Genomic DNA, 12,462 nt, shown 5'->3' on the forward strand with positions numbered 1-12,462 from the left:
TCCGTTTTCTATTAACGGGCATAACGCGCCCGGGTGCCCGGGCATACGGCCGTTTTAGGTGCGGAAACGGCCGTATGCTTGGGCGACAGGACCGTATGCCCGGGAGGCGGGGTCGCGGGTTGGGAGGTGGGGCCTTGAGTCGGAGGGTAGGGCCTTGAGTCGGGAGGTGGGGCCTCTGGAAAAGTGGCGGAGGCTAACGGCGTCGCATCCTCGGACGTCCCTGATGGTTACGTTAACGACACGCCCGGGATTCCAGTGTGGCGATCGATGTCCGGAATATGGTCATTGATTTTCGAGATCGCGGGAGGCGTTGCGATGCTTACGTTTGCTGCATACCTTTGCAGTCGGGATGTTCCGGGAACTATCGGGGGGGGGGCTTCTGTTTGCCATCGTTTGCAACAAATGATGCTACAATCAGAAACCGGTGAGAGAAAGTACATATGACAGAGCCGTTGGGAAGCGGAGAGCGACCGACGGATCTGGTCAATGAAACGGTCCACAAGACCGGTGAACATATGCGCGGACTCTTCGGAGAACTGAATGCGGCAGGTGGCCGAATGTGATTTCCGGGCGCGCGATGCGAGTTGAGTAACGACGATTCGCGTCGACGGCGACGGAGGTTCCGTACGAACTGAGTAACGACGGCTCGGGCGGAAGTGATATCACTTTTAGCTATCTGCTGTAAACAATAACCGCGAAGTATCAAGGATGTCGACGGCTGGCCAGCATATGCGATGATAGCATGCGCGATCCGGTTGGCGATTGGGATGTCGTGATACAAGCGGCGGTGCATAACCGGTGACCGCGAGGCGTCGCGGTGGCCGGCGAATGAGGTAACAACGCGCAGTACGGCGGGACGAGTGCATGGAGGCATCGGCTCATCTCGCATAACACAACCATAGGCGGAGCTGAGAACCGCGACGAACAGCCTGGCGCAAGCTATACGCATCGGCGTGACAACGTGTGCAGAACATACGTGGTTGCACAGATGGCGCACCTCTTGCGAACGATGGCAGTTCTGTTTGTGGCTCAAAGGGGAGAGAACTATGAACACACGACCGGCGCACGTACGTGACCGGAGAGTGGCGAAGGCCAAGGACCTGGCCGCCGCTTTCCTTGCCGTCACCATGCTCGTAGGCACCGCCGTCGCCGGAGCCATCACCGCTCCCTACGCCGCCTATGCCGAAAACGGTTCCTCCACCTTGTCTGATGGCGCTCTCTGCACGCCGACTGAGCAGTCGATGGGTACTGACCTTGATGCGACTAAAGATCGTGATACCGGTGCTGCCACGTGGGTTGGCGGCAACATGTATGTCGGTAAGAAGCCGTCCACATGGGTGGACGCCAATGGTCCGGATGGTTCGTATGCGGTAGAGGCTGAGGGCTTGACCGTGGTGAACGGCAAGCTGATGATGAATCCGCTCAAGAATTCGTGGAGCGGTGCTGGCTTCCGTTTCGGCGTTGCTGGTTTTGGTACGCAGTTCCGTCCGGCGAATGGCAGTACTGCTCTTGCTGTCGGTGGTAATACGTCTGATACCGCGTTACCGACGTGGACGAATGTTCAGGCATGGACTCACTCGGGCTTCCTGCGTGACTACAGCCATATTGCGTCTATTGCAGGGGATGTCTCCAAGCGGTGGGGACAGAACTCGGTTGATTCTCTGTATAAGGAGAACAACAACAGTGCGGTAGTTAATTGGAACGTAAGCGATCCTCTGGAGAACGTCAAGGTTAATACAAAGGATGACGCTTCTACTACCACCAAGAACTTCTCCGAGGAAAAGTTCTACGAGGATTACGTGGTCGAGGATATCGCTACGCCGCTTTCGAAGCAGACCGCGACGGGTAAGGCTGAAGTTTCCGAGTCGACTACCAGTACCTTGACTCGCAATAAGTACAATGCGGATAAATACGACACTGATAAGACTCGGTGGACGTTTAAGTACGATGACAGCACGAAGACCGGCGTCGGTGAGGGCATTGATAACGGCACTCAGTATGTGAACCGCGAAAAGCTGATCACGTTCACTGGCACGAACAACCCGTCGCTGGAAGTGTTCACTATCGACAGCAGCATGTTGAGCAACATGTATGACGGCAAGATGTACCGTGGCGTGGCGTTCGAGTTCAAGAACATCAACAAGAACGCGTCGATCGTCATCAACGTGTCCGGCACGGACGTGAAGTTCCATACTGGCTGGCAGTTCCTGTGGGACATCAACGGCAACGGTACTACTACGGATATCTCCAACGGCTATTCCGGCAAGGCGTCTACTGAGGTGCAGAAGGCGTACGCGACCGCCGCGCAGAAGATTCTGTGGAACTTCTATGAGGCCGATAATGTCACCATTTACGGTGGCGTCGCGAACGAGGCCGGCAAGAACAATGACGGCAACAATCAGAACGACGGTACCCGTTACACCGAGGATGATCCGTCCGCGGCGATGCTGGGCAGCATCATCGTCGATGGTAATTTCGAGTCTCACGTGAGCACGAACGGCCGCGTGTACACGGGTGGAGACTTCTCGATGTACAACCCGTACAAGGCCGGCTACTTCTATGGTGACGGCAGTAATCAGGGTGGCACCGATCACGGTGACAATAGCTGGTCCTCCTCCGTGATCGACATGGACCAGGAGCGCCACAACTTCCCGTGGAACGGCTCGTACACCGAGGCTTGCTCCGCGATCGCATGGAACAAGTCGGATGAGAACGGTAACGCGCTCTCCGGTACGACATGGGCGGTCTATGGCAAGTACGAGGACGCCGTGGCGGGTACGAATGCTTTATATACCGCGGTGAAGGATAATGACTTTGCCGATAAGGACCAGGCCGGTGGCGCGTTCAAGATCGAAGGTCTCAAGCCGAACGCGACTTACTTCATCAAGGAAGTCGCAACAGGCGACAATTCGTATCAGTTAAACACGAACATCTACTACGCTGCCACTGGTGACGCGTCGGATACGGCAGTCAAGGTGACCCAGTCGGTAACGAAGGATGCGAGTGGCAATCTGGTGTTCGGCGACGCTGACATCTACACCGATCAGACTGACAACACGAAGAAGTCGATCATCAACAAGTCTGCTGGTCATGAAGTCTCTTGGAAGAAGACCGCGGAAGGCGACAGCACGTACAAGCCGCTTGCTGGCTCAGCGTGGCAGATAGCTGCGAAGGACAGCACCGACAAGACGAAGGTCTGGAACGTCGAAGACAACGTGAACGCGGCTACGTCGGTCACGGTTGCTCCCGAATCAACTACGCTCGACTCGACCAACGGCTATAAGACGGAATTGACCGCCACGGTGAATCCCGCTGAGGCCATGCAGGAAGTCGACTGGACGTTCACCTATGCTAACGGCACTCCGAAGACCGATGAATCCGCCGCAGTCCTGAGCCAAACCAGCGACCTGCGCGCCGACGTCATCGGTACCAGCGACAAGGACGCGACCGTGCACGTCAAGGCATGCTCGGTCTCGAATCCGGACGTGTGCAGCAGCGTCGTCACGATCACCGTCAAGGCCGCAAACGTGACCAGCTTCACGGTCAAAGATAACGGCAACAATACGGTGCAGAACAACGCGTCGTTCACCGTCGCACAGAACGGTTCGCTCGACTTCACCGCGGCCGTGACCCCGTCCGTCCCGATCACATGGTCCTCCAGCAACGAATCCGTCGCCACGGTCTCCACGCAGTCCAACGGCGCGAAGGCAACCGTGACCATGCACGCTCTCGGTTCGGCCACGATCACCGCGAAGGCCGGCAACAAGACCGTCTCGTTCACGGTCGCGACGCCGAGCACCACCGTGTACTTCAAGAAGTCGCTGGTGGGCTGGTCGAACTACTACCTGTACTACGACGACGGCACTGGTGGCTCGTGGAAGTTCGCGAAGATGGATCGCACGTGCGGCGACTACGTGGCCGTGACGATCCCGCAGACGACCAATGGCAAGCATTTCCTGCTGCGCGACCGCAACAGCACGGACGGCAGCGACGGCTGGTTCAAGGGTAACGGCGGCTCGGACTTCACTTTCACCGGTAACGCGGTGCAGGTGGTGGAAGCGTATAACAACTTCCAGGGTTCGGCGGCTCCGTCCGGATGCGTGGCGGCGTCGGCTGCGGCTGACGAGAGCGTGGCGGCGCAGTCTGACAATGCGGCCGATGTTGAAGATACGTCGGTTGCTGTAGCTGATTCGACGACGGCTGATGAGTCGGCCGACGGTCAGTCGGGTGACGCGAAGGCTGTGGCTTGCGTTGCGAAGGATGGCGACGGCACGAACCCCGGCGTGAAGTGCGATATCGACACGGTCGCCGGTCAGTTCAAGGTCGACGGCCTGGATGCGGGCACGTATCTGATTCACGAGTTGACCGCGCCGGACGGGTACACGCTGAACAAGACCGTGTATCAGTTCACGATTGCGGATGACGGCACGGTGACGTGGGACGGCGGCTATGAGTGGGTCGACGGACAGACGTCATCCACGCTGACCCCGGGACTGGCTCCGACTCAGGAGTCTGGTTACGCAATCTCCGACAAGCCGACCGAGGTGACCTGGAACAAGGTCGACGCGAAGGGCGGCAAGCTGGATGGCTCGCAGTGGAAGATCGTCGGTCCGAAGAATGCGGACGGCACTGCTAACACCGCGCAGAAGACCTACTGCGTGGCCGATAACGTGACGGTCTCGACCGACGCGAACGGCAATGTCGTGACCACTCCTGCTGACACGACGTTCGAGAGCTGTGACGGCACCAAGCTGTCGGATTCCGCGGCCACCGAATCCGGCACGATCACCGTCAAGGGTCTTCCGGTCGGCGAGTACGCGCTCACCGAAACCAAGGCTCCGAACGGCTATCAGCTGCCGGAGAACGTCACGTACAAGCTGAAGGTCGTCGCGGAAGGCACATCGACTATCACCAAGTCGAACGGTTCCGCGCTGACCGACTCGGCCATCGCCAACTCGTCCAAGCCGGTCGACATCCAGATCCCGGTCAAGAAGACCCTGAAGTACACCGACTGGCCGAAGGCTGCTGACGATAGCTTCGTCAAGTTCACGTTCCAGATCACGAAGGCTGAATCAAGCCCGGACGATACGCCGATCCCGGCCGACTGCAACGGCGCGGACGGCAAGCTGCCGTGCACGATCGACCTTGCGCCGGAATCCGGTGCGACCGACTTGCAGAACGTCACCAAGTACTTCGGCATGATCAAGTTCACCGACGATCAGCTTGGCGACAAGTCGGACAACGACTACGCGAAGACGTACACGTACGTGATCACCGAGGTCGCGCCGACGAGCGGCGCCGTGGAGAACCTGCGGTATTCGAAGGCCGAGTGGGAGGTCAAGGTGACCGTGAGCCGCGACAAGTCGGACGGCAAGTACCAGGGTCTGAAGGTCGCGTACAAGGTGACGCAGACCAAGAACGACGACGGTACTGCGCTGAACGGGTCGGCTGCGACGGGTTGGTACGACTCGATCGGCGGAAGCAGCAAGTCGAGCAGTGCGGTGCGTGCCGAGAACCAGAATCCCGGTGACGCGGGCACCAGCGCGCATGCGAACCTGACCGCGGAGACGACGTTCGTGAATACGAAGGTGCTGACGGGGTTGCCGTCGACGGGTACGGATTGGACCGGTCGGATGGTGCTGCTCGCGGGTGCCGGATTCATCCTTGCTGGCATGTTGATTGCCGGCGGATACCAGTTCGCCAAACGACGGGAGGCCGTATCTGCCTAAATCACCATCACCAGCACGTGGCGGGTGACTCCTCCCATGTCGCTAAGGCGGCACCTCGGCCCCCTCGGTTGAGGGGGCTCCCGGCGAAGCCGGGTGGGGGAGCGTCACACCCCGCCACCCATAGCTCAAAGGTCAACCCCAAGAGCAACCACACAACCCCAAAGATTTTCCCAAAATTGTCCAACTCCTTAATCCAAGGAAAGGAAGAGAAATGAACAAGATCATCAAGCAGGCGCTTGCCGGCGTCGCCGCCTTAGGCATCGCCGCCAGCGGCCTCGCCCTCGGCGCCGCCTCCGCCTATGCGGAGGGAGATGCCGCGAACCAAGCCACCATTACCATTAAGAACCCGAACGGTGACACTACCGCACATTCGTTGGATGGCTACAAGCTCGCCGAATTCTACGGCGTGAAGACCAATGGTGACTCGTTCAACTACCAGCTCGATACGAACGACAATTATGTCGCCGCGATCGAGGCTGCGATGAAGAAGGTCACGGATCAGTCTGCTTCCAGCGAGACTGAGAAGAAGTCGCTGTTCGATACATATAAGACTTCTGAATATTACAAGGAAGCGAATGGTCAGTCCGTCGCTTCCGCAAGTGATCGCGCCGATGAGTCCAACCCGATGGGCTGGATCGCTGCGAACATCGGTGACAAAGCTGATGGCGGTACTCGCGACATTGATCAGCTGGCGAATTGGTCCAAGCAGGACAGCTCCGAGCTGCGTCAGTTCGCCAATGCGCTGAAGACTGCGTTTAAGGACACTGATGCGACATACAACAAGGCAGCTACATACAGTGGCGATAACGCGCTGAAGTCCGGCGATGCCACTAATGGTTACTCCAACAATGTCGAGCAGGGCTACTACCTGCTGCTCGACACGTATAACGATGCGTCCTCCGATGCTGGCGATGTGGCTCCGAAGGATGACCCGTCCAAGGCCAAGTCGACCCAGTCCATCCCGATCCTCGTTGCGTCCACCATCCCAGCGGATACGACGCTCGGTAATGATGCTCAGAGCAATGATCTCGGCCAAGTTACGCTGAAGTCCACCGCCCCGCAGGTTACCAAGCAGCTCGTAGATTCGAAGGGCGACTCGGTGACATCTCCGGATTACGCGTTCGGCGACGATGTCTACTACGAGCTGACCACCACCATCCCGGACTTCACCTCTTACCAGTACTGCGAGAACTGGGATACTGAGCACGTCAAGGCCGAGAACACCTGCCGCGTGCTGAAGCTTACTGATACCGCGTCCAAGGGTCTGACCATTCAGGAAGTGAAGAGCGTCACCGTGGCCAAGGCTGATGGTGATCAGAACGATAAGACCTTGGTCAAAAACACGGATTACACCGCGAAATCGGACAAGGTCACTTACGACGGCAAAGAAGTAACTGCAACCAACCCGGCCGACGCCACTAAGACCGTCGTCGACCTTGGCAAGTTCGTCAACAACGTCACTGACCTCGCGAAGTACTACAACCACAAGGTCACTGTGATCGTCCACGCGAAGCTCAACACCAAGGCGGTTGTCTCCGAGAGCAACGATACCAGCAATAACGGCGGCAACCCGAACAAGGTCAGCCTGGACTACTCCAACAAGTTCGACAACGTCTCCGACGCCAAGAACGTCCCCGGCGGCGAAGTGCGCGTCTACACCTTCAAGTTCAAGGTCAAGAAGACCGACATGCAAGGCAACACGACCGACGCGAACCTGAAGGACGCCGAGTTCAAGGTCAAGGCTCCGAACGGCAAGTGGCTCAAGTCCTACACCGAGACGAAGGACAACGAGGGCAACATCACCGTGGGCGGCTGGGAATATGCTGATGCGGAAAAGGACGGCATGGTGTTCAAGCCGGGCGATAATTACACGATCAACAACCTGGTCGGTCTCGACGCTGGCGAGTACACCGTGAAGGAGACCAAGGCTCCGACCGGCTACACCAACATCGGTCTGCCTTCGTTCACTGTGACCATCGGCGATACGTTCACCGCGGATAACTCCACCCGGCCGACCGGCACGAGCACTTGGGGCGATCACTACCTGACAGAGCTGACCTTCACCAAGGCTGGCGGTGACAGCCGTATCGATCAGAACGGCAACCTCATCACCGTTAAGAACGCGAAGAACATCACCGAGCTGCCGAAGACCGGTGGCGCTGGTCTGGCTCTGATCGTGGTTGTCGGTGGCCTGTTCATCGCCGCGGCCGGCATCTTCGGTCTGCGCGCCCGCCGCTCCTGACCCCGAGTCAGGGACTGATGCGGAGCCTCGGCACCCTCGGCTAGGACATTGCCGTTAAGCAAACAGCAGAGCTGTTTGTAGGCAATGTACGAGCCGACAGGCGAGCCAGCAAGAAAGTCAGCCGTAAGGCTGCCCTTAATTGCAGGACGCTCCCGGCGAAGCCGGGTGAGGGAGCGTCACGGCACGTCAGTGCCGCCATAGCACAGTATCGGCCTTCTGCCGATGCCGTTACACAGCGGCTTACGCCGCAGACGCTCCCTCAGTCTCGCTAACGCTCGACAGCTCCCTCAGCCGAGGGAGCCGAGGCCTCGCCGGCCCTCATAGCCAACACTTGATGCCACAGAAACGCGCACAACTCCATCTCTCCACTCCGCTCGTTCCCGCGCGCATCAACCCCGCCTCCGGCCGCTATCTCCCAAACTCCGCGGCCGGAGGTTTTTCTGTAGCTTGCGCCAATTCAAGAATGTGAACAATGGTGTAGGAGAATTCATGTATTTTCCGTCTTTTAACTCTCCATCTTTTAACGAAATACTGAGCAATGTTGCTTATTCGTTACGTTTAGCTGTTCGATCTTATATTGTATGGGGTGTGAGTTTTTGGGAAGAGATAAAATTTTTCTTTCACAACATAAGGAAAATCCCCTGGGTTATATGTCATTTCTGTGAATCTTTTAAACTATATCTTTCTGTTCAAAAGTTTCGTAAAAATCTTGATAAGGACAGATTTCAGCTTCTATCCTTGTATCTTGGTGTCTTGGCGCTTTCGGCTTGCTCTGTATTTATTTCAAACGTCGTATTGGTGGAGTCTCTACCGTCTTTGCATGTGAGTAGTCTGTCAACAATTATCTTGTATTTTACTTTACCTAGTGATGGTAATTTTATCTGGTTGGTATGCCGCTTTCTTCTGGGAATTATATTGTTGATTCTATTGATATCTGTGAGTATTTTTTTATTGTTTGTGAAGTATGTGCCGCTTCTTTCCGCGTTGTTTATACTGTTTGCGACTCCCCAGTTTCCTATATTTATTCTACAAATAATCAAATATTTCCCGCTGGGTGGGGTATTGTCTTTATTTTTGTCGTTGCTAAATAGCTATATGCTTGATCGTTTTGATTATGTTGTTTTATTTTATAAATTCCTTGGTAATTTGCCTCTTTATAAGAATTCCACATTTCTTATGGTGCCCGATGTAGTGGCGCATCTTATGACTCGGTGGTGTCAGATACCGGTTTACATGCTTACCATTATAACTATTTTGACGAGTGTTAATGCTCTATTGTATCGGGCAAATTCGGATCGATGGGGTAGGATTGCTGAAACGGATGATGATGTAATTCGTTGGAAGAAAGCGGGGTTAATTGCGGAAAGCGAAAAGACCGTCCTTTCTCAAGGGGCTAGTCGTTTGCAAAATGTATCAAGTACGAGAAAAGTGAAGAAGTCTACGGGAATAAAAACGATTTCCGAACGGAAGGTTAATTTGTATAAGAAGGCTAAGCCGAAGCGGAAAAGAAAGAAAAAATGAGGCGTAACTTGGAATAAGATCTAATGACGGAAAACGTTGATCTATAGTCAACATATCAATCCAACCGGGCAAAGGATCAATGATGAACGGTGCCACTGTCAATGATGATGCGGTCAAGCGGGCGTTGAGCGAGTTTGGGTTTACGGTGCTCGCGGTGGAAAAACTATGCAAAATCACCGGGTGGTCGGTGGAATATGCGTGTCGTCGACTTGCTCCGTATGCGCCTGCACAAGGAGTATTCGTCCTGATGGATGCGAACGGGTCGGTTGATCGTGCCGTACCGTTGCTCGGATTCGCGCCGCCCAAACGAAACAGTAATCAGAGCGAGATGAGTATCTATCATGCGGCTCGGAATAACCGGCATAATGTGCGGACTATCATGCGCGACGATGTGCAGGTCAAATACTCCACGGGCAGTTATTCGCAGCGATTGTATGCGCAGGCGGTCGTCGCGAACAGTGACCTGCTCGTGGTGCTTGCGCTGACCGATCATGCGCCGTGGATGCGCGGCGACTCTCCGGCGCAACGCGGTTCCGGCGCGCATCGTCCCGGAACCATGTGGGAACTGACGTGCAAGAAATGTGGCGGTGTGCATTACGTGGTCGGGGACACGTATTGCAAGAAGTGCGGTCATCTGCGTTGCCCCAAGGGACATTGCTGGTGCGTGCCGGCGCGCACGCGTATGTGCCCGCAGTGCTTTCTGGAGCGCAACGAGAACGAGTTCCTTAACGGCTCCGATATCTGCAGATGGTGTGAGGAGTGATTGTCGCACTTGTGACTGGTGCGAGATCAGTCATGTGGCACTGCCTAAGTCCTCTCCTTGCAGGCTCTCGCTATCTGTAGGCAAATCATCCCGCTGTTGCGGAATAGTGTGTTCTCCGCATCGCAGCGGTTTCGCACGGTGTCGGCGTCGATGCCAAGGGGTAACATGATTTCACTCTGCTAATGCGGAGTTCCGTTTTTGCCGGGGGGTTATCCCCCCGGCGCTTCATTGCTTCGCGGTTGGAAAGGCATCATTCTTGAAGGAAATCAGTGTCTTTCTGGACGAATCCGGCGAACAGGGTATGCAATCGGCCTACTACTTGCTGACGCTGGTTTTTCATGATCAAAGCAATGACATCCAAGTTCCTCTCAGTCAATACGATGACGCAATTCGCAGTCGTTCCTTGCCAGATATTCCGTTGCATCTCTCCCCGTTACTGAACGGTCATGATGATTATGCCGGGTTGCCAGTCGGGGATAGGAAACAGTTGTTGATCGCGTTTCTGGTGATGCTGCAACGTTTGCCAATCACCTATACCACATTCGCGTATCGCAAGCGGGACTTTGCATCAACCGAGGCGCTACGCGTCCGTATGGGACGCGATATCACGCGATTTCTTCTCGACAATCTATCGACTTTTCGCAACTATGATCAGGTTAAAGTCTATTATGACTCCGGTCAGGCGATAGTGAGCCGTGCCATTCACGGTGCTATCGAATTTGTGCTGTTCAAAGATGCCGTTTTGTATCGTAAAAGTTCCCCACAGGATTACCGACTGGAACAAGCGGCGGATTTCATATGCGGCATGGAACTGACCTCGATTAAATTCGATATGAATGAAGCTACTGCTACGGATCTTCGCTTTTTCCAATCGAGAAAGCAGTTCAGAAAGAACTATCTGAGCAAGATTCGTCGTCTCAAAATGAAATGAGAGCTGGTGTCGAGATATCGGCCGAACATTTCTTGGGCGGTTGGTAGCTAATTATCTGGAATCCATGTGCCATTCTCCGATTGCTCACTCCTTCGATTTATTGCATGGAATGGCATTATCTTCCTCAGCTTTGTTGCGCGGAACGCGAATCAACTCGTCACATTTTCTGTGATCAGCGGTGTTTGACGTAGCGGGTGTTGCGGCTGGTGCCGAGTTTTGTGATGGTGCCGTCGTCCTGCAGGGCTTTGAGGGTGCGTTCGACGGTCGTCATGCTGATATCGGGAAGTTTCAGGAGGATATCAGCCTTGGACAGCGGCGACGGCGAATTGTCGAACAGCATGGCGATGCGCTGCGCCTTGGTTGCACGCCGTCCGGTCGCAACGATGCTATCCGCGCCGGCATGTCCGGTCAGTGCGCTGATGCGGTCGTCGAACTCGCGGTATGCAGCCAGGATCACGCCGAGCAGGTAGTTCGTAAACGGCGCGTAGTCGTTCGCTCCCTCGTTCCAGCCCGTGGTGCTGGCGGCCAACGCTTCGTAGTACGTGTCCTTGCTGCGTTCGATGAGGTGCTCGATGCTGATGTATTTTCCGACCTGATAGCCGTTGCGGTAGAGCAGGAGCAAAGTCAGCAAACGGCTCATGCGGCCGTTGCCGTCGTTGAACGGGTGGATGCAGGTGAAGTCGAGGATGAACATGGCGATGGTGAGCAGCGGGTCGGTGTGCCCGTCCTGCAGGGCTTCGGCGTACGCGTCGCAGATGCGCGCGACCAGCTCCGGGGTCGCCAGAGCAGGCGGCGGCGCGAACCGTACGCGTTGCTCTCCGGTGGCGTCGCGTTCGATGATGACGTTGTCGCTGTCCTTGAACCGTCCGCCGAACGCCAGGGAAGTGTGACGGAACAGATCGTGATGCAGTTGAAGGATGACGTTCGGCGTGGGCGGGATGTAGTCGTGGCTCTCATGGATGGTCGCGAGCACGTCGCGGTATCCGGCGATCTCCTCCTCCGCCCGGTTGCGCGGCGCGACCTTCTCGGCGACGAGTGCGCCGAGCCGCTTGTCGCTGGTCGAAATGCCCTCGATGCGGTTGGACGTATCGATGCTCTGCACCCGAGCCACCGCGGTCAACGTGGTCAGCACGTCCGGCCGCAGCGACGTCTGAACGTCCTGCCGGCCCTTGGCCTCATGGACGGCTGTGAGCAGACCGGTCGTGCGCGGGGTCAGTAATGTCTTTGCCGTTTTCACGTAATCGAACTGCCGCATTGCCCGCGAAGTCCCCTTCTG

At 56.1% G+C, this 12,462-nt stretch carries 6 protein-coding genes; 5 read left to right on the forward strand and 1 reads right to left on the reverse strand.

Features of this window, described 5'->3' with window-relative positions:
- The first annotated feature begins 1,046 nt into the window (after positions 1–1,046).
- The 5 genes from JS541_RS06360 to JS541_RS06380 all read left to right on the forward strand — a co-directional run bounded on the left by JS541_RS06360 (position 1,047) and on the right by JS541_RS06380 (position 11,186).
- Positions 1,047–5,729, forward strand: a complete 4,683-nt coding sequence (locus JS541_RS06360; protein ID WP_240539261.1) for a SpaA isopeptide-forming pilin-related protein — start codon at positions 1,047–1,049, stop codon at positions 5,727–5,729.
- 211 nt (positions 5,730–5,940) lie between these two features.
- On the forward strand, positions 5,941–7,971 hold the full coding sequence (locus JS541_RS06365) for an isopeptide-forming domain-containing fimbrial protein (protein ID WP_214373619.1): 2,031 nt from the start codon (positions 5,941–5,943) through the stop codon (positions 7,969–7,971).
- A 489-nt stretch (positions 7,972–8,460) separates the two neighbouring features.
- A complete protein-coding gene (locus tag JS541_RS06370) occupies positions 8,461–9,492 on the forward strand; it encodes a hypothetical protein (RefSeq protein WP_214373620.1) in 1,032 nt (343 codons plus the stop codon).
- 79 nt (positions 9,493–9,571) lie between these two features.
- A complete protein-coding gene (locus JS541_RS06375) occupies positions 9,572–10,255 on the forward strand; it encodes a hypothetical protein (RefSeq protein ID WP_214373621.1) in 684 nt (227 codons plus the stop codon).
- 256 nt (positions 10,256–10,511) lie between these two features.
- Positions 10,512–11,186 carry a DUF3800 domain-containing protein gene (locus tag JS541_RS06380; protein WP_214373622.1) on the forward strand — a complete coding sequence of 225 codons (675 nt, stop codon included), beginning with the start codon at positions 10,512–10,514 and terminating at the stop codon, positions 11,184–11,186.
- Between the two features lie 172 nt (positions 11,187–11,358).
- Here JS541_RS06380 and JS541_RS06385 read toward each other — a convergent pair whose 3' ends face one another.
- Positions 11,359–12,441, reverse strand: a complete 1,083-nt coding sequence (locus JS541_RS06385; protein ID WP_214373623.1) for a Fic family protein — start codon at positions 12,439–12,441, stop codon at positions 11,359–11,361.
- Between the last annotated feature and the right edge of the window lie 21 nt (positions 12,442–12,462).

The organism is Bifidobacterium sp. SO1, assembly GCF_018555335.1.
Classification (GTDB): domain Bacteria; phylum Actinomycetota; class Actinomycetes; order Actinomycetales; family Bifidobacteriaceae; genus Bifidobacterium; species Bifidobacterium simiiventris.